The 17,640-nt window shown below is 53.2% G+C and carries 18 protein-coding genes and 1 pseudogene; 12 read left to right on the forward strand and 7 right to left on the reverse strand.

The annotated features are described in order from the left end of the window. Position 1 precedes the first annotated feature (1 nt). From AB182_RS18230 to AB182_RS18245, 4 genes are read left to right on the forward strand one after another with little or no spacing between them, the layout of a single operon-like run. The gene (locus tag AB182_RS18230) at positions 2–943 is read left to right on the forward strand and encodes a D-ribose ABC transporter substrate-binding protein (RefSeq protein ID WP_047371344.1); all 942 of its coding nucleotides are present in this window, start codon (positions 2–4) and stop codon (positions 941–943) included. 13 nt (positions 944–956) lie between these two features. Further along, positions 957–1,565 (forward strand): DUF2291 family protein, encoded by a 609-nt coding sequence (locus AB182_RS18235; RefSeq protein ID WP_047371345.1) that lies wholly within the window; start codon positions 957–959, stop codon positions 1,563–1,565. Continuing rightward, the gene (locus tag AB182_RS18240) at positions 1,565–3,091 is read left to right on the forward strand and encodes a sugar ABC transporter ATP-binding protein (RefSeq protein ID WP_177328619.1); all 1,527 of its coding nucleotides are present in this window, start codon (positions 1,565–1,567) and stop codon (positions 3,089–3,091) included. The genes AB182_RS18235 and AB182_RS18240 overlap by 1 nt, the downstream gene beginning before the upstream one ends. 1 nt (position 3,092) lies before the next feature. Next, the gene (locus tag AB182_RS18245; RefSeq protein WP_047371346.1) at positions 3,093–4,181 is read left to right on the forward strand and encodes an ABC transporter permease; all 1,089 of its coding nucleotides are present in this window, start codon (positions 3,093–3,095) and stop codon (positions 4,179–4,181) included. Positions 4,182–4,247: 66 nt separating this feature from the next. Here AB182_RS18245 and AB182_RS18250 read toward each other — a convergent pair whose 3' ends face one another. The 3 genes from AB182_RS18250 to AB182_RS18260 form a co-directional block, all read right to left on the reverse strand. Further along, positions 4,248–5,261 carry a fimbrial protein gene (locus AB182_RS18250; RefSeq protein WP_047371347.1) on the reverse strand — a complete coding sequence of 338 codons (1,014 nt, stop codon included), beginning with the start codon at positions 5,259–5,261 and terminating at the stop codon, positions 4,248–4,250. A gap of 35 nt (positions 5,262–5,296) precedes the next feature. After that, on the reverse strand, positions 5,297–6,004 hold the full coding sequence (locus AB182_RS18255; protein ID WP_047371348.1) for a fimbrial biogenesis chaperone: 708 nt from the start codon (positions 6,002–6,004) through the stop codon (positions 5,297–5,299). A gap of 409 nt (positions 6,005–6,413) precedes the next feature. Then, a complete protein-coding gene (locus tag AB182_RS18260) occupies positions 6,414–7,367 on the reverse strand; it encodes a sugar-binding transcriptional regulator (RefSeq protein ID WP_047371349.1) in 954 nt (317 codons plus the stop codon). A gap of 316 nt (positions 7,368–7,683) precedes the next feature. On the opposite strand from AB182_RS18260, the gene AB182_RS18265 reads away from it, so the two are divergent. Genes AB182_RS18265 through AB182_RS18280 form a run of 4 tightly spaced genes read left to right on the forward strand, consistent with a single transcriptional unit; the run spans position 7,684 to position 12,448 of the window. Continuing rightward, the gene (locus tag AB182_RS18265) at positions 7,684–8,514 is read left to right on the forward strand and encodes a transketolase (protein ID WP_047371350.1); all 831 of its coding nucleotides are present in this window, start codon (positions 7,684–7,686) and stop codon (positions 8,512–8,514) included. Next, positions 8,507–9,451, forward strand: coding sequence for a transketolase family protein (locus AB182_RS18270; RefSeq protein ID WP_047371351.1), 945 nt, complete (start codon positions 8,507–8,509; stop codon positions 9,449–9,451). Before AB182_RS18265 ends, AB182_RS18270 begins: the two co-directional genes overlap by 8 nt. Before the next feature lie 34 nt (positions 9,452–9,485). Further along, positions 9,486–10,904, forward strand: a complete 1,419-nt coding sequence (locus tag AB182_RS18275) for an L-fucose/L-arabinose isomerase family protein (RefSeq protein ID WP_047371352.1) — start codon at positions 9,486–9,488, stop codon at positions 10,902–10,904. 32 nt (positions 10,905–10,936) lie between these two features. After that, on the forward strand, positions 10,937–12,448 hold the full coding sequence (locus AB182_RS18280; RefSeq protein ID WP_223883554.1) for an FGGY family carbohydrate kinase: 1,512 nt from the start codon (positions 10,937–10,939) through the stop codon (positions 12,446–12,448). A 325-nt stretch (positions 12,449–12,773) separates the two neighbouring features. Here AB182_RS18280 and AB182_RS18285 read toward each other — a convergent pair whose 3' ends face one another. Together AB182_RS18285 and AB182_RS18290 are read right to left on the reverse strand one after the other, a co-directional pair. Next, the gene (locus AB182_RS18285) at positions 12,774–13,337 is read right to left on the reverse strand and encodes a histidine phosphatase family protein (RefSeq protein WP_071845905.1); all 564 of its coding nucleotides are present in this window, start codon (positions 13,335–13,337) and stop codon (positions 12,774–12,776) included. 300 nt (positions 13,338–13,637) lie between these two features. Continuing rightward, positions 13,638–14,090: a GNAT family N-acetyltransferase gene (locus tag AB182_RS18290; RefSeq protein ID WP_047373348.1), complete on the reverse strand. Its 453-nt coding sequence runs from the start codon at positions 14,088–14,090 to the stop codon at positions 13,638–13,640. 147 nt (positions 14,091–14,237) lie between these two features. Here AB182_RS18290 and AB182_RS30815 point away from each other — a divergent pair. Then, positions 14,238–14,357, forward strand: a pseudogene (locus AB182_RS30815) (IS630 family transposase); the annotation flags it as partial. Between the two features lie 27 nt (positions 14,358–14,384). Here the strand turns inward: AB182_RS30815 and AB182_RS18295 are convergent. Then, on the reverse strand, positions 14,385–14,660 hold the full coding sequence (locus AB182_RS18295) for a hypothetical protein (protein ID WP_223883555.1): 276 nt from the start codon (positions 14,658–14,660) through the stop codon (positions 14,385–14,387). Positions 14,661–15,187: 527 nt separating this feature from the next. Between AB182_RS18295 and vapB the strand changes: the two genes are divergently transcribed. Genes vapB through AB182_RS18310 form a run of 3 tightly spaced genes read left to right on the forward strand, consistent with a single transcriptional unit; the run spans position 15,188 to position 16,606 of the window. Further along, entirely contained in the window at positions 15,188–15,418 is a 231-nt protein-coding gene (gene vapB, locus AB182_RS18300) for a type II toxin-antitoxin system VapB family antitoxin (protein ID WP_039032651.1), read from the forward strand. Next, positions 15,415–15,831, forward strand: a complete 417-nt coding sequence (locus AB182_RS18305) for a type II toxin-antitoxin system VapC family toxin (protein ID WP_047371354.1) — start codon at positions 15,415–15,417, stop codon at positions 15,829–15,831. Before vapB ends, AB182_RS18305 begins: the two co-directional genes overlap by 4 nt. Positions 15,832–15,862: 31 nt before the next feature. Continuing rightward, positions 15,863–16,606, forward strand: a complete 744-nt coding sequence (locus AB182_RS18310; protein ID WP_047371355.1) for a hypothetical protein — start codon at positions 15,863–15,865, stop codon at positions 16,604–16,606. A 513-nt stretch (positions 16,607–17,119) separates the two neighbouring features. On the opposite strand, the gene AB182_RS31495 is transcribed toward AB182_RS18310, so the two are convergent. Further along, entirely contained in the window at positions 17,120–17,578 is a 459-nt protein-coding gene (locus tag AB182_RS31495; RefSeq protein WP_052958857.1) for a lysozyme inhibitor LprI family protein, read from the reverse strand. Positions 17,579–17,640 lie beyond the last annotated feature (62 nt).

Consider the following 17,640-nt stretch of genomic DNA (forward strand, 5'->3'; position numbering starts at 1 on the left):
GATGAAAACGACCCTACTGAAATCTGCTGTACTGGCTTCCCTGATCGCCGCATCCGGCTCGCTGTTTGCCGCCGATAACGGCCTGATCGCCATTATTACCCCCTCACACGACAACCCCTTTTTTAAAGCGGAAGCGGACGGCGCGGCGGCAAAAGCTAAAGAACTTGGCTACACCACCCTCGTGGCTTCCCATGATGATGACGTTAATAAACAGAACCAGTTGATCGAAACGGCCATCGCCCGCAAAGCCAAAGCGATCATCCTGGATAACGCCGGGGCTGACGCTACGGTTGGCCCACTGGAAAAAGCCAAAGCCGCAGGGGTACCGACATTCCTGATTGACAGGGAAATCAACAAAACCGGTATTGCTGTGGCGCAAATCGTCTCTAACAACTACCAGGGCGCACAGCTTGGCGCGCAAAAATTCGCCAAATTGCTGGACGGTAAAGGCAAGTATGTCGAACTGTTAGGTCGTCAGTCTGACACCAACGCCAGCGTCCGCTCGCAGGGCTACCACGATGTGCTGGATGATTTCCCGGATATGAAAATGGTGGCGCAACAGACCGCGAACTGGAGCCAGACCGAAGCCTTCACCCGTATGGAAGCCATTTTGCAAACCAACCCGGACATCGTGGGCGTTATCTCCGGGAATGACACCATGGCGCTGGGCGCTGAAGCCGCGCTGAAAGCCGCCGGAAAAACGAATGTCATTGTGGTGGGCTTTGACGGCAGTGATTACGTGCGTGACTCCATCATTAACAAAGGCAACATCAAAGCCACCGTGTTGCAGCCTGGCTGGCAACAAGCGCAAATGGCGGTCGAACAAGCCGATTACTACCTGAAAAACGGCAAAGCCCAGAAAGAAGAGAAACAGTTGATGGACTGCATGCTGATCGACGAAAGCAACGCCAGCAAACTGAAAATGTTCAACCTGAGCAAGTAACAGCGGAGATGTTATGTCGTTAAAACAATGGGGTGCTGCATTCATAGGGTGCACCACCCTGTTGCTGACGGCCTGCACGGTGGTGGATCTTGATGAAAACGGCAAGCCGATAATGCCTGCCGATCCGAATGCGAAAGCCAGCTTCGACAACATGACCCCACAGCAGATCGCGCAACAAACATGGCAAGAACGCGTCATTGACGCCGCCCACAAGCATGCGTTGGACGCCACCGCACTCACCACACAAATGAAGGCATCAAGCAGCCAATCCCAGAGTGTTTTTGTGCAACTGACAAGCCGGGTTGAACGTGTTGATCTCAGCAATGAGCGCGAACAAAAGCTGGTCATAACCTTTAACGGGCAGCCGCTGGAAGTGCAGACGGGGCCGGTTATTCAGGGCAACGCCATTCGCGACGCCACCGGTTTTAAATTTGAAGACTTTACCAACCAGGTTCAGTTTGCGCAGTTATCGCGGGCTTACAACCGTGAAGCGATAAAACACCTACCCAAAATTGATGACAGTTGGGCGGGCAAACAGGCCACCGTACTGATGGCCGTCACATTGACTGGCGGTAAGGCAACCCAGGCCGCAGCACTGGAGTTGAAACAGGAGACACAGTAATGAGCGATGTACCTGTGGATGACATTATCCTGCGCACGCGTGGGGTGTCGATGCTCTTTCCCGGCACCGTGGCGTTGGACAATGTGGATTACAACGTCTGGCGCGGCAAAGTGAATGTGATCATCGGTGAGAATGGCGCAGGGAAATCCACCCTGATGAAAATTCTTGCCGGTGTACAGCAACCGAGCCTGGGCGAAATCGAACTGAACGGTAAACTGGTACACATTTCCAGCACCCGCGCCGCTGCCGCCCTGGGTATCGGCATGGTGCACCAGGAGCTGAATCTGTTTGAAAACCTCAATGTGGCCGAGAACATTTTCCTGGGACGCGAGCTACAAAAAGGGATTGCCCCTATCGACGAAGCCGAACAGGAAAAACGAACGGCGGAGCTGTTAAAGCGCCTCGACCAGCCTATTTCTCCCAAAGAACTGGTGGGAAATCTGAAAGTAGGCCAGCAGCAACTGGTGGAGATAGCCAAAGCGCTGGCAGAAGACGCGGACATTTTGATCCTCGACGAACCCACGTCGGCACTGAGTAAAACGGAAGTGGAAATCCTTTTTCGCGTGATCCGTGAACTGACCCGCCAGGGGGTGTCGATTATCTATATTTCGCATCGCCTGGAAGAGTTAATGGCGATTGGCGATGTGATCACCATTTTGCGCGACGGCAAGTTTCAGGCTGAAGCGAAAGTCTGCGACATCGACGTGCCGTGGATCGTCCGCGAAATGCTCGGCAGCGATCCGGTCAGTAATTTTCTGAAACCGGGACGCACCTTTGGCGCACCGGTGCTGGAAGCAGAGCACATCACCTGCGTGAACAGCGCGGGCAATGCGGTGGTGGACGATGTGAGTTTTAAGGTGCACAGCGGCGAAATTGTCGGCATTTACGGTCTGATGGGCGCGGGAAGGACGGAGCTGTTCGAATGCATGCTCGGTACCGAACGCAACTATCTGGGCAAATTATGGCTCGACAGTAAACCCGTGCCACAGCGGCTGGCCACGGCGGATCGCATCCGCATGGGGATGAGCCTGGTACCGGAAGACCGCAAACGTACCGGTATCTTCCCGATATCGTCTGTGGCGACCAATCTGACCATCGCCAGCCTGTGGCGGCGGTTACAGCGTGGGATCACCATTTCGCAAAAAGAGGAGCAGGCGGTGGTGGCCAGCACCATTGATAACCTGTCGATTAAAGTCTCGACGCCGGACGTTGAAATTCAGGCGCTAAGCGGCGGTAACCAGCAGAAGGTGGTGATTGGCCGCTCGCTGTTGACCAACCCGAAAGTTCTGTTTCTGGATGAACCGACACGCGGCATTGACGTGGGGGCGAAAGCCGACGTCTTCCGCATGATGGTGCAGCTCTCCGAACAGGGGATCGCAGTGGTCTTTTCCACCTCCGATCTGAAAGAAATCATGGCGGTATCTGACCGCATTCTGGTGATGTCCGGCGGCAAACTCACCGCCGATATCGTGCGCGATCGGGCCGAAGAATCGGCGCTGGTAACGGCAAGTGCTCAGGGGTTCTGATATGAAAACAACACAATCTGTGGCAGTGGTCCCGCGCACAAGCGCATCGCTGTCACGCGAAAGCATTCTGCTTCTACTGTTAAAGCTGCGAACTTTTATTGCGCTGTTCCTGATTGTTGGCTTCTTTACCGCCACGGTGCCCGGCTTCCTGTCAACGGGGAGCCTGGTGATCATGATTAAGCATATTGCTATCAACGCCTTCCTGGCGCTGGGCATTACCTTTGTCATCATCACCGCCGGCATCGATTTGTCCATTGGCGCAACGCTCGGCCTGTGCGGGATGATCGCCGGCTGGATGATCACCAAAGGCATTGTGTTGCCGATGTTTGGCATCGCCATTTTCCCCAGCGTGTGGGTGATTGTGCCCCTTGTGTTATTGATTGGCGGCTTCATCGGCGCGGTGAATGGCTGGATCATCACCCGCTATAATGTCGCGCCCTTTATCTGCACACTCGGTACCATGTACGTGCTGCGTGGCGCCGCCATGCTCACCTCCGACGGACAGACCTTCCCGGGGCTTTCCGGCAATCCATTACTGGGCAACACGGGTTTTGATGAGATTGGCGCAGGTACGCTGTTTGGCATTCCGTGGGCCATCTGGCTGATGATTTTGCTGGCGGTGGTGATTGCCTATGTTGCTCGTCGCCTGCCTTTTGGCCGCCACGTTTACGCCATCGGCGATAACGAGCGTGCGGCAGAGCTCTCCGGCGTGAAGGTCAAACAGGTCAAAATCTGGGTCTACACCATCTCCGGGTTCTGTGCCGCACTGGCCGGGATCGTGGTATCCGCACAGTTGCTGGCAAGCCACCCGGCTAACGGCACCGCCTTTGAAATGAACGCCATCGCCGCCGTGGTGCTTGGCGGAACCTCGCTGGCAGGCGGGCGCGGTACCGTGCTGGGAACACTGATCGGTGCTTTCGTTATAGGCTTCCTCGCCGACGGTCTGGTGATGATGGGCGTGAGCGAATTCTGGCAGATGGTGATTAAAGGTATCGTCATTATCGTGGCGGTCATCATCGACCAGATGCAAAACCGGATGCAGCAAAAAGCGGCGGTGGTGGCACAAAAGGCAGTGATAGAAAACAAGTAGGTCTGTCGGTCCCTTCCCTTTGCCGGAGCTTATGTCGCTTGTCCGGCAAAGGGGTGCAAGCAGGCACTACTGATAGGTCATGGTAAATTCGAGCGCGGAATTTGCTTCACCAGCGCTGATGGCAGACGCGGTCTGGATATAGCGCGCTTTCATCGGAATAGTGTGGCTGCTCGTCATGGTGCTGATGGCGGTGTTGAACGGCACCAGTGTGTCGTTGTTATACAGTACCTGAACCCCGATGCCGCTGGCGGTGCCGGGGCCGCTTTTTACGGTCAGGTGCTGGGTGGCAAGCCCGCTGTCTTCAAGGGTAATGCCGGTCGCGGGCTTAAAGGTGTATTTCACCGCGTTCAGCCCGGCATCGCAGTTATTGATGGCAAAGGTAAAGGGGGTCGACGCGCTGGTGGAGCCCACACCGCTGAAACCGGATTTCGCATGTTTGCCCAGCGGCACGGTCAGGCTGGGGGTGACGCAGCCGGGGACTTTCAACTCCGGGGTACCGGAGATATTGATAGTGCTGTAGAGGACCCCAAGCCAGTTTGATGTGTCCGTCTTTGAGGTTGATGCCCACATCTCAACAAAATTACGCGGAAAGGACAGTTCGCCCGGCGTGATGTCCCCTGTTTTAAAAAATTCTATTTTAACTCCAAACATACCGGACCACGGTAATTGACGAGAGGCACCGATCCAAGAAAGTCCTGCCGCCTCCGGCAATTTAGCATAGGAGATCCATGGGTCGCCGCTGGTCACTTTCACGCCTATGCCCTCCACACCGGAGCTGACTACACCTGTCGGAATCCCCGGTCCGGTTATAGCCGAGCGCCCTGTACCGTAGCCGTACTGGAACCTGAGGTAGCCAGGGCCAGAACATGAAATCCAGGTGTCTGCCGTATCTGGCACGATGACTGTTTTCAGCAGCGTCCCGACTGCGGTGCCCGATGGAACCGTGATTGTACCAACGCTAACTTCTACGGCAGTTGCAGCACTGTCACTGACTATGCTACACCCGGCCCACCCCTGCCCGCTCAGGGCACATAACCCCACGACAGCCGACGCATTGAAAAGAAGTTTTAAGCTGTTCATTTTCATATTCCCTCACGAAAAAAGAGCGCGGCGACTCAGCGGTTCAGGGGCACCTGATGGTGATGCTGACCGCCGTAGTCATCGATGGTGGTAAAAAAGAGTCTGCCGCCTGCCAGCTGCGTTGGCGTGGCCTGCACGGCAAAACGTTGCTGACCTCTGGCCGGGCACATGCCGCTTTGCCGTTCATCCTCACTTTTCACTGTGTCTGTCAGCCCCACGTGGTTCAGCGAGACGGTAAAGGCCGACGGATTCTCGCATTCCAGCGCATAACCCTGATTGTTCTGTACCAGACGCCAGCGCAGTTGCGTGACAGCCGCTTTCGGCGAACCCGCCAGCCCCGCCGGGCGGTAGAACAGTTTCAGGCGGGAACGCACGGTGAGCTGGATATGGTCGGCTTTGCCTGATGGCTTCGGCGGGATTTCCAGCACGTTCAGCCAGAACACCGATTCGCGGTCCTGGGGTACGGCGCCTCCGGTGTGGATAATGCGCAGCGTCTGCCCTTTGTCGGGGTTCAGCCGGAAGATGGGAGGCGTAATGATAAACGGCACGTTGGCGGAAGGCGCGTCCGCGTCGTCGTTCTCAATCCAGCTCTGGATCAGACGCGGGGCGGGGTCTTTGCTGGTGACTGCAAGGGTAACTTCGCGCTTCCCGGCCGGGTAAATCACCCGGGTCGCGGCAAGCTGGATACCGGCGTGCACGTATCCGGCAAACAACAGAATTAACAAAAGCCATACACTTTTCATCCCCGCTCCCTGGTCTGACATATTCCCCGGACGGGCATAACTGTCCGTGAAATAAGGTGAATCTGACGGGAAAGCGTACAGGCGCAGGTGTCGCCGAAATATAAATTGTATGTCCGGATAGTAACAAAAGCCCGCCGGGGCGCTGAGGCGGCCTGAGCGGTAGCAACAAGGATTTGGTATCGGAATGTTTACGCGAAAGACAGAATTTTTAGCAATAAAATCAACGAACAGCAGGCATCAGGCGAAGTGCCATAAATTCCTGTGTCTTTTTTAATTACACTTTATATTTTTCTGCGCTGAAAAACGTTTCTGGCGGATACCGTTTCGCATATCCGGCCAGTGAGTGTTATTGCCAGGGTGAGCGCCCGTCATGGTATCACCGCGTTTTAACAGGTTGTCGCACCTGTTTTTATTCGCCTTTCACCAGACTCCGCGCCGTGGCGTAATCCGTGATCAGGACGTCGATGTAATTCCCCTGCAACGCACCGCGAACGGCATTGTGTTTTTCCGGCCCCCCCGCCAGCGCGATAACCTGCTTACAGGCGCGGATTTGCTCAAGCTCCATGCCAATCACCGGGTCTTCTTCGTGAGTGAGGACCGGCTTGCCTGCCGCATCATAGTAATGCAGGCAGATATCGCCCACCGCACCACGTTCAGAGAGTAAATGGAGCATATTTTCGTTGTAATAGTTACCGGAGTTTTTCAGTAACTGTGACGGTTCCAGCTCACCAATCCCGACAATCGCCACATCAACCTCGGCAAATTTCGCCACTACCGCCGCCACATCCGGACTATTGACCAGCCGCGCGCGCTCTTCAACGGAGTGCTCAATACTTTGCGAAGGCAGTAACCAGGCCGGGCAGCCTAAATATTCCGCCAGTTGTTGAGTCAGAATGGTCGCCTGCACGTTGCCGTTCGGCCCTACCCCGCCCAGCAGCTGAATAACGCCCTGAGCCCGGATAGTCTGCGGATGCATTTCATCAACCATACAGCGAATGGTGCTACTCCAGGCGGAGATCCCCACCAGGTCTTCCGGGCGGACACGGGTTTCCATATAGTGTGCCGCCGCACTGCCGATAGCATGTTTTATCTGCGCATTGCTGGCGTTTTCCCCCACATCCACCACAATTGCCTGACGGATGCCATACTGCTGCTCGATGGCTTTTTCCAGCGACACAAAAATATTGGTGGGCTGTACGACGGTGATTTTCACCAGCCCTTCTTTTTGACAACGCGTCAGCGCGCGTGAGACAAATGATTGTGATAAGTTCAGCAGCGAGGCGATCTCTGACTGCTTTTTATTCTCGTTGTAGTAAAGCGTGGCGATTTTCACTAGCAAACGCTGCTCATCCTGCTTTGACATTGGTTTCCCCTTAAATCCTCTCCTGTCATTTTTATTCATACCCGAATAGATAACAAGCTGCGCATTGCCGGGCGCGATGATCCAAATGTGATCATATTCTCCTTTCTTCCAAATTTGCCTGCACAAGGCGTAGACAAACCCAGGGACAAGGCATATCTTTACTCATGAATAATAAATCAGTAGTGAATATATATTCAAAGCGTTAACAACCTGACGTTGAACCTTGCCAAAATCACTGCAACATGCTGCTCAGGCGCGCTTTTTCACCCTGATTGAATATTTATTCAATACAGACTATACATTCAAGAGGTGGACTATGAATCCGTTTTCGCTCTCGGTTGAGGAGCTTGAAAAAAAAGCACGTGCTGTACGCCGTCGCATTATCGTGCTGAATGCAGAAAGCCCGGCAGGCGGGCACACGGGGGCTGATTTATCCCAGGTTGAGCTGCTGACTGCGCTCTATTTCCGCATTCTTAACTGTTCGCCAGCACTGAAAGAGAGCGATGAACGCGACATTTACATCCAGTCAAAAGGTCACGCGGTGGGCGGTTATTACTGCATCCTGGCGGAAGCTGGCTTCATTCCTGTTGACTGGCTGGCAACCTACCAGCATCCCGATTCCCATCTGCCGGGCCATCCGGTGAAACATAAGACACCGGGTATTGAACTCAATACTGGCGCACTCGGCCATGGTCTGCCGGTAGCCGTCGGCATCGCTCTGGCGGCAAAGCGCAGCAACAGCAAACGCCGGGTCTTTGTCGTGACCGGCGACGGTGAACTGGCTGAAGGCAGTAACTGGGAAGCCGCGCTGGTCGCCGCCCATTACCAGCTCGACAACCTGATCATTATTAACGACAAAAACAGCCTGCAACTGGCCGGCCCGACCAAAGAGATCATGAACACCGATCCGCTGGACGAAAAATGGCGCGCCTTCGGCATGCAGGTTACCGAGTGTAACGGTAACAATATGGCCGACGTGGTGGCGACGCTGGAGGGATTGCAGCCTGCCGGGAAACCGCATGTTGTGATTGCTTACACCACCAAAGGCGCTGGCGTCTCCTTTATTCAGGGACGTCCGGAATGGCACCACCGTGTGCCGAAAGGGGAAGAAGTTGAACTGGCGCTGGAGGAACTAAAAGATGAGTAATAGCGAACATCTCGCCACGGTGATGGTGAATGCGTTTATCGACGCCGTTGACCGTGGCGTAGACCTGGTACCGGTGGTGGCAGACTCCACCTCCACAGCCAAGATCTCCCCGTTTATGAAGAAATTCCCGGGTCGCCTGGTGAATGTCGGTATCGCCGAGCAGACACTGGTGGGCGCCGCCGCCGGGCTTGCCATCGGTGGTAAAGTCGCGGTGACCTGTAATGCCGCGCCGTTTTTGATCTCGCGCGCCAACGAACAGATCAAAGTGGACATTTGCTACAACAACACCAACGTGAAGCTGTTTGGCCTGAACGCTGGTGCCAGCTATGGCCCGCTGGCCAGTACGCACCACAGCATCGACGATATTTCCGTGCTCCGTGGTTTTGGCAACATCGAAATTTACGCCCCCTCCTGCCCCGTTGAATGCCGACAGATAATCGACTATGCGCTGGAACATGTCGGCCCGGTCTACATCCGCCTGGACGGTAAAGCCTTACCGGAACTGCACAATGAAGGTTATCAGTTCAAACCGGGTGAAATTGATGTGCTGCGTGAAGGCAAAGACATTGCGCTGGTGGCAATGGGATCGACAGTGCATGAAATTGTCGCCGCCGCCACACAACTGGCAGAAGGCGGTATTGAGGCCAGTGTTATCAGTGTACCGTCTATTCGTCCATGCAATACCTCGCAATTACTGACCGCACTGAAAACCTGTAAAGCTGTCGTCAGCGTTGAAGAGCACAACGTCAACGGCGGCGTGGGCAGTCTGGTCGCCGAAGTGCTGGCAGAAGCCGGATGTGGCATCCCGCTGCGCCGCCTCGGTATCCCTGATGGTCAATATGCTATCGCCGCCGATCGGGCTTCCACTCGCGCACGCCATGAGATTGATGCCGCGGGTGTGGTAAAAAACGTCCGTGACCTGCTGACACGGCAATAAAAATAAGAAAGAACAACTTACTGGAGAGAGAACAATGTCCCGCATTCCTCAACAACTGACCATGGCGGTTATTATTGGCAACCGTGGATTCTTCCCAAGTTACCTGGTGGCAGAAGCCCGTGAGCAGGCAGTCGCCCTGTTTGGCCGTCTGGGTATAAAAACCATTATGCTTGATGAAACCCAGACCGAACTCGGCGGTGTTGAAACTCGCCAGGATGCCAAAATCTGTGCTGAACTGTTCCGCGCGCACCGCGATGAGATTCATGGCGTGGTCGTACTTCTGCCGAACTTCGGCGATGAAAAAGCGGTGGCGGAAACCCTGCGCCTGTCGGGTCTGAATGTCCCGGTGCTGGTCCAGGCCGAAGAAGACAACCTGGATAAAATGGGCCTGGCAACACGTCGCGACAGCTTCTGCGGCAAGATCTCCCTGTGCAACAACCTGCGCCAGTACGGTATTCCGTTCACCCTGACCACACAGCACGTTTGCGCCCTCGGCGGTGAGGTTTTCGAGCAGGACCTGAAACGTTTTGAGCAAATCTGCCGGGTGGTGAGCAGCATGCGTGGCGTTCGCGTGGGGGCGATCGGCGCACGTCCGGCCGGCTTCAACACCGTCCGTTACAGCGAAAAACTGCTTGAGCGCCTGGGCATTGCGGTAGAAACCCTGGATCTGTCCGAAGTCTTCACCCGTATCAAACTGCTGCGTGATGACGATATCCGCGTTGATGAGAAACGCCGTCTGCTGATCGATAACGCCGACGCCAGCGGTATCGCCACCGACAAACTGGTCACCATGGCGAAACTGTTTGTGGTGATCAGCGAATGGGTAATCGCCAACGATATCGATACCACCGCCATTCAGTGCTGGACTTCGCTGCAGGAAAACCTGGGCATTAACGTCTGCTCGATTATGAGCGTGATGTCCGGTCAGCTGATGCCGTCTGCCTGTGAAGTCGACGTGATGGGCGCGCTTTCTATGTATGCCCTGGCCAGCGCCAATATGAGCCCGGCCTCCATTGCCGACTGGAACAACAACTTTGGCGACGACCGTGACAAATGCGTGCTGTTCCACTGTGGCAACTTTGCCGCCGCCAGCCTGGAAACACCGCATATGGGCACCGCAGACATCATCGGTACCACCGTGGGTAAAGAGAACACCTGCGGCGCGGTACACGGTCGTCTGAAATCCGGCCCCCTCACCTACTTCCGTCTGAGCACCGACGATTTGACCGGTGAAATCAAAGCCTATGTGGGCGAAGGCAAATCCGTCGACGATCCGCTGGATACCGTTGGCTGTCGCGCAGTCATTCAGGTTCCGCATCTGGAAGCGTTGCTGACCTACATCTGCCGTAATGGTTTTGAACACCACGTGGCGATGAACCATGCGGCCAGCGGCGCCGTCCTGCATGAAGCTTTCACGCGCTATCTCGGCGTTGATACTTACCTGCACCAGTGATGCCGTGCGCATGGGCCTGATGGAGAACTATCGTGTCGAAAGATATTGTCATTGCGCTTGATGAAGGGACAACCAACGCCAAAGCCGTCGCGCTGGATGAGCAGGGCAATGTGGTGGCGAAAAGTTCGCGTCCGTTGTCAATCCAGACGCCTCGCGAGGGCTGGGTGGAGCAGTCCGGCGAATTACTGTTGCAGGCGTCGCTGGCGGTGGTACGCGAGGTGGTTGCGCAGGTTGGCCCTGAGCGCGTTGCCGCCCTGGCGATCAGTAATCAGCGGGAAACGGCTATAGGTTGGTACCGTGCAAGCGGGTTGCCGTTAGGCCCGGCCATTACCTGGCAATGTTCGCGCACGGCAGATTTTTGCCATGCCCTGCGCGAGCAAGGTCAGGAAGCGAAGATTAAAGCGGTGACAGGATTACCCGTCGCCCCGCTGTTTTCCGCGTCCAAAATGCGCTGGCTGTTAGGTTCCGTGCCCAACGGCCAGGCGCTGGCGGAGCAAGGTGAAATTTGCCTGGGCACAATAGATAGCTGGCTGCTCTGGCATTTGACCGCGGGCGAGTCGTTTTGCTGCGACTACTCTAACGCCTCACGAACACAATTACTTAATCTCCATACCGCTGAATGGGACGCGGAGATGCTGGCCCTCTTCCAGATCCCGCGTCAGGCGCTGGCGGAAATTCGCCCTTCCAGCGGATTGTTTGGCTACACCAAAGGGCTGGATGCCATCCCGGATGGGATCCCGGTGATGGCGATGATCGGGGATTCTCATGCGGCGTTATTCGCCCACGGACTCGGCGCGGCCGGGTGTGTGAAAGCAACCTACGGTACCGGTTCATCGGTGATGGCGCCGGTGGTATCCGCACAGTGTGATGTTAAAGCACTGGCCACCACCGTGGCCTGGCATGATGGCGAACGGCTGGTGTACGGGCTGGAGGGCAATATTCCCCATACCGGCGACGCGGTAGCGTGGATGGCGGAAAGCACGGGCTTGAACACGCTGCCGGAAGCGGAGCTGGCTCAGGCGCTGAATACGCTGCCTGCATCAGTGGAATCGACACTTGGCGTCTATTTTGTTCCGGCGCTGACGGGCCTTGGCGCGCCCTGGTGGGACGAAGATGCGCGCGGGCTGATTCATGGTCTGAGTCGTGGCGTCAAGCGCGCGCATCTGGTTCGCGCAGCGCTGGAGTCCATCACTTATCAAATTGCCGATGTAGTGATTGCCATGCGCCAGCACGGTGATTTTGCCTTAAAAGCGCTGATGGTCGATGGCGGCCCTACCAAAAACGACTGGCTGATGCAGTATCAGGCGGATTTGCTGGGTTGCCCGGTAATGCGCAGCGATGTCCCGGAGCTCTCGGCAATGGGGGCGGCGCTACTGGCACGTAAGGCGCTGGTGCAGGTCGATACCGAACAGCTTCGCCAGTATCTTCCTGAGCATATGACCTTCATACCGGACGATCAGCGCCACGGTAGATTGCAAAAACGCTGGCATGAATGGCAAAGCGCTGTACAGCTTGCCCGCACGCAAAAAACCCAGGCAGGGTAAACGTTGGGATCGTGGGGCTCCAGCCTGACACGATGATTTGCGGGGATTGTTCCCCGCAAAAGTCAGCGACGCCTTCGTTTCGTAAGCAAGAATGGCTTTACACTCAACAGCATGTTTGTTGCTCTTCTCGAAAAGCGAGCCTCGTCGTTTTGGCGGCCTGGCGTTGAGAATCAATGACTGTTATTCACACCAGACCACTGTTCTGTAATTCATGACGTGGTTACCAAAATCCCTTCTTCGCTCGCAGCGGGCCTGCCCATCCTTTTCGGGCTACTGAGTGCCAGAGCGGACCTACTCATCTCAAGTGTCTGGAGACATTAGATGTCTAATTAAGATTTTGACTGTAGATCCTCGCGTTCCAGTAGCCATTCCCCTGACAACGATACTCCTTCAAACCTAAGGACCTGAGTTCCCTTGCAATTAGTCGATTCATCACCCCATGCCCCATAAGCAGCACAGGGCCGTTTGATATTTTTGCAAAGGTTACGAGTATATTCGCAGCTTTAACAGCACGTTGTTTTGCTATTTCCAGGCGCTCCACATTATGGGATAAGCCGCATAGCCACATGACGCGGAAAAAAGCAGCCCAGAGGGTTGAGGATAACCTTAAACCGGGTATGTGAAATATAGGCAGGCCAGCTTCCCTGAAGACCTCATCAATGACGTCCGGCTCGCAACCCAATGCTTTCAGAGAAGAAAGCGCTCTCGGAAGCGGACTACTTATGATTTGTAATGCGCTGGATGCTAATAATTTACTGGAATCAGGTGGAATATCGGTTCCTGTATCAGATAAATCATATTCTGCTATCCAGTTGGTCATTTCACGGCTGGTTACTCTCGAATAGCCTCTTAAAGCAGGCTTTCCATGACGCATTAAAATAATTTCCATACAGAGTTTCTTGTTTGTGGTCTTTTAGATACAGTCAGATTAACGCGATAAAGACAGAGAGCACTACAACCATATTTTTTGGTTGCACGAACTGGTTGAGAGACCTTGTCAGAAAAGGAATGAGGCTAACAGAAGCAGATTAAATCACCGAAACAGCAAAAACTTCCGCTTCACGCTCACAGCAACCGTTCAGTTGCTTCAGAACAGAGACCATAAACTCTGACCCGGGCTGTAGATGAGAAGATGATCTAACCGTCTGACACAGGGCACAATCGGCGCTGTGTCCAAAACGAGAATGTACTACCGTGCCTGCTTTCTCAGGCAAAAGTGGTGTGTAACTTTATCCATATCACATAAAGCAACAAAGCCGGCTCGTTCATAAAATGTGAATGCCGATGATGGTGCGTTTGTGTTGATAAAATTAAACCAGAGGTCAGCATCTTTAAGTATTTCACTGAGCAAACCGCTGCCAACATGATTTCTTCTCCATGCAGTATCTACATAGAGATGTCGCAGACGTCCGGTGCCAGTTATTTTGGTAAAGGGATCGATGTTAAGTCCGCATACGCCAACAATTAAATCATCAACATAAGCCCCAAGCAGTTTTTCTCCGGGCCTGTCAAAGCGGTTCTGTCCGTTTAGCCAATTTTCTTCCAGTCGGTGTAGCATATTAAATCCTTCAGCCATGCTCTTTAATTTTAACTCCGCAAACCCTGAGCTGGCTGGGGTGATGTTTGTGAATTGGATATTCATGAGCCGTTCCAATGATTTCGGTTTGCATAACTTGGGCAGAATTGACAGCGCATCCAGGGGCAAATCTGCCATGCCAGGACATCCCCAGTGTGCCAACAGCAGACAATGATAACATTGAGATATGTTAATTTATGGGGAGCAGGTCAAACCCACAATCATCAGTACCGCTCAATGGGGCAGTTGCTGAAAAAGGTTCACCATTTTATAGAAACCGCCAGCCCATTCTCCGGAGGCAAACATGGGCAGGAAAAAGACGAGCGGTATTAGGCACAGCTATTTAGGCTTGCTATATCATTAAGACAAAGGTTCAAGACGAAGAAGATGTGATTTCGCCTTTTCTATTAGCTGTAAGAATTCATCATATTGAAATTCAAGGATATTATTTTCATTTGTGTAAATAATAATGTTCACTGATTTCCTGTCTTGTGATAGTGATATTTCACCCCACTGGACGCAATTAAAAGACAGTTCTGCATAAAGATCTTCACGATCAACCGAACTACCCACGCTATATTCCAACATACGATGTTTCCGCTTATTATCTAAATAGGACTGAGCGATGCCAATCATAGCACCACTATCATGTGACGAACGACGCCTGATGCAGAAGCTATCCATATAACACGCGATAAAAATATGGCCGCAGAATTACTGCTATGTTGAAGCTTCATCGGGGTGAACGGGTCAACGACGTTGCCAGAATGCTCTGGACAGGCAAAAATGGAGCGATATTAGGCTCAGCTGACCAACTCCCCGTTGATTCACACGGAATGCCGTTAGAAAGGTCAGCTCTTCGCTCAAAGTGGACCTTCCGTTCCCACCTGCGTTTTGCCCTGAACTCCTTCCTGCCGTATCTCTTTCACCATTCCATACGATTAGCCAGCCCAGATCCGACTTTACCGGAAATCGGATCTGTACGGAAAAAGAGAGAAGCATATATAGGTGAGGCATATCCATATGCTGGACATCTGCATAGGTCATACATACGCATATACCTGCCATCTGCATATGTGTTACCTATACAAACCAGTTCGGGAGGCATATACTCCACCTATGCGGGAATACTCCCTGGCACACTCAGCATATGAGGAAAAACCATGCGCACAGTTTCTATTTTTAAAAACGGCAATAACCGCGCCATTCGCCTGCCCCGCGATCTGGATTTTGAGGGAGTGAGCGAGCTCGAGATCGTCAGGGAAGGGGACAGCATCATCCTGCGCCCCGTCCGCCCGACCTGGGGCTCGTTCGCACAGCTCGAGAAAGCAGACCCGGACTTTATGGCGGAGCGTGAGGACGTTGTCACCGATGAAGGACGATTCGACCTGTGAACAAAACCTATATGCTGGACACCTGTATCTGCTCCTTCATTATGCGCGAGCAGCCGGAAGCCGTCCTGAAGCGTCTGGAGCAGGCGGTGCTTCGCAACCAGCGCATTGTGATCTCGGCCATTACCTATTCGGAGATGCGCTTCGGTGCCACCGGCCCCAAGGCCTCACCGCGCCACATTGAGCTGGTTGACGCGTTCTGCGCCCGCCTCGATGCCATCCTGCCCTGGGACCGGGTCGCGGTGGACGCCACCACGGAGATTAAGGTGGCGCTGCGCCTCGCCGGGACGCCGATCGGCCCGAACGACACGGCGATTGCCGGGCATGCCATTGCGGCTGGCGCCGTACTGGTGACAAATAATGTGAAGGAGTTTGAGCGGGTGCCGGGTCTTGTGCTGGAAGACTGGGTAAAATAAATTCAGCCTTTAATTGCGGAATATTTTAAGAATGAGTGAACTAAAAATTGATAATCCGGCGCAACGTCTGCTGGATATTTTAACCGCCGGTAAAGCTAATGCCAGCCATTATAATTGTCGCCAAGTATGGCAGAGAATCCTGGCGGTTCCGGAGAATAACGAACAAGAGCTGATCACCCGTCTTGGAAAAGTTATGGGATTACCTGCCCGTATCAGTCTGGTCATGCAGGACCATTTCCCAGATCCGCGCTGGCAGTCAGTGCACTGGAGACAACGTATTGAAGCTGCTTTTCTCGCACAAGAGATGAACGGGCAATGGGATAAATTTATTAGCCATATTAATGATCAGACGCTGTCAGAATTGGGGCTGCTGTCAATGATCTTTGAAACTCGCGGAGCGCATGCCAGTATCGACGAGGAAGAAATACAATCGTTGCTGGAGAAAATCACGGAACTCCGTAATGACATCCGCAGTTCTGGTTTATCTGCAAAGATCAAAACTTTGCTATTGCGACAACTATCACAACTGCAGGAAGCGCTGGAAACATACAGTATTTCAGGGATCGAGCCCGTCATGGATGCCGTCCAGTCCACTCTGGGACTTGCCGTTATTGATCCTGAGTATAAGCAAGAAATAAAAGCCGGTTCAGGAAGCAAGTTTGGCGACAGAATTTCCTCCTTGCTTGGCGATGTCGCCAATGTCGTGACCGTTGCCGGTGCATTACCCGCGCTCCCTGCTGCAATTCAATCAGCACTAAGCTTGCTGAGTAAGTAACCCCTTCCTCTGACGCCCTTAATTAAGGGCGTTACAATATCCTGCACTTCCAACTTTTGGGGTTTTCGGATCTTCGGAGAAGATGAGAGGGACTTATGCAGGACAGGCATTAATTGAGGAGGATTGTTGCGGAATCTGGATTATTGTCTTCCAGTAAGAAAAAGGTGCTTATGATTGCTCATAGTGGACAAGTCATTATGACGGCGAATCAGCGGCGAAGCGGCACGCATCATTTTCATCCTGAACATCCTTCCTGCCCTTTGACATCGTGTCCGGTCAGTAAAGTCCGCTTTGTGCCAGGAGCTGATGTTGCAGACATCGGAATGTAATAATCTGTGTGGGACTGGTCACAGAAACCAGGCATGTCCAAAGAATCACAACCACTCAATCGCCTTCTCGCCCCAACCACCAGCAAGAGAACGTCATGTCATTACATGAAGTCATTAATAGGCTTAGGCCCGCTGAACTACAAAAATCAGTCAGCAGGCAACCAAGATCACTTAATAATCCCGATCACTCTTCATCGGCATGAAGCAGTTTTATCTCTTCAGCATGCCGCTTATTAAGGTTGATTTGGCACTGATAAATATAAGGCCAGTAATCGTAGGTATCTTCCCCGATTTGCGACCCTACGCCTAAGCAGAAGTTCTTACGGTACTCTATCCAGGAGTTTTGCGACTCCAGGAAAAGCTTACTAAAGACATCACCAATAGTCAGTTGAGGATCCTTACTTTTGTAAACAGGACCAGGATTGTTCTCCTTTATTTGCCTGACTGTATTGGTAATTAATTCGTCCATATCTTTATTGCTTATATCACTAAGGGCGTGTAAGCATTCAGAAGCTTTACCGCGGTCAGCATTATTACGCCAACAATTATCAGTTTCTGGCCCGGCGATAATATCTGATTTCTCAGCACTGAAGGCTGACGGAACTAAGGCCATCAAAATAATCGCAAACACAATTTTTTTCATTGTAAATACCTGATTCTTTGTCTTGTAGGCTCATAACGCATGAGTGACGAATCTGCCCGGAT

The sequence above is a fragment of the Phytobacter ursingii genome (genome assembly GCF_001022135.1).
GTDB classification, from domain to species: domain Bacteria; phylum Pseudomonadota; class Gammaproteobacteria; order Enterobacterales; family Enterobacteriaceae; genus Phytobacter; species Phytobacter ursingii.

Coding starts and splice junctions, on each gene's coding strand:
- AB182_RS18275 (WP_047371352.1), top strand. CDS start 9,486: ATGTCCCGCATTCCTCAACAACTGACCATGGCGGTTATTATTGGCAAC.
- AB182_RS18265 (WP_047371350.1), top strand. CDS start 7,684: ATGAATCCGTTTTCGCTCTCGGTTGAGGAGCTTGAAAAAAAAGCACGT.
- AB182_RS18240 (WP_177328619.1), top strand. CDS start 1,565: ATGAGCGATGTACCTGTGGATGACATTATCCTGCGCACGCGTGGGGTG.
- AB182_RS18310 (WP_047371355.1), top strand. CDS start 15,863: ATGAGTGAACTAAAAATTGATAATCCGGCGCAACGTCTGCTGGATATT.
- AB182_RS18230 (WP_047371344.1), top strand. CDS start 2: ATGAAAACGACCCTACTGAAATCTGCTGTACTGGCTTCCCTGATCGCC.
- AB182_RS18295 (WP_223883555.1), bottom strand. CDS start 14,660: ATGATTGGCATCGCTCAGTCCTATTTAGATAATAAGCGGAAACATCGT.
- AB182_RS18245 (WP_047371346.1), top strand. CDS start 3,093: ATGAAAACAACACAATCTGTGGCAGTGGTCCCGCGCACAAGCGCATCG.
- AB182_RS18290 (WP_047373348.1), bottom strand. CDS start 14,090: ATGAATATCCAATTCACAAACATCACCCCAGCCAGCTCAGGGTTTGCG.
- AB182_RS18285 (WP_071845905.1), bottom strand. CDS start 13,337: ATGGAAATTATTTTAATGCGTCATGGAAAGCCTGCTTTAAGAGGCTAT.
- AB182_RS18260 (WP_047371349.1), bottom strand. CDS start 7,367: ATGTCAAAGCAGGATGAGCAGCGTTTGCTAGTGAAAATCGCCACGCTT.
- AB182_RS18235 (WP_047371345.1), top strand. CDS start 957: ATGTCGTTAAAACAATGGGGTGCTGCATTCATAGGGTGCACCACCCTG.
- AB182_RS18270 (WP_047371351.1), top strand. CDS start 8,507: ATGAGTAATAGCGAACATCTCGCCACGGTGATGGTGAATGCGTTTATC.
- vapB (WP_039032651.1), top strand. CDS start 15,188: ATGCGCACAGTTTCTATTTTTAAAAACGGCAATAACCGCGCCATTCGC.
- AB182_RS18255 (WP_047371348.1), bottom strand. CDS start 6,004: ATGAAAAGTGTATGGCTTTTGTTAATTCTGTTGTTTGCCGGATACGTG.
- AB182_RS31495 (WP_052958857.1), bottom strand. CDS start 17,578: ATGAAAAAAATTGTGTTTGCGATTATTTTGATGGCCTTAGTTCCGTCA.
- AB182_RS18250 (WP_047371347.1), bottom strand. CDS start 5,261: ATGAACAGCTTAAAACTTCTTTTCAATGCGTCGGCTGTCGTGGGGTTA.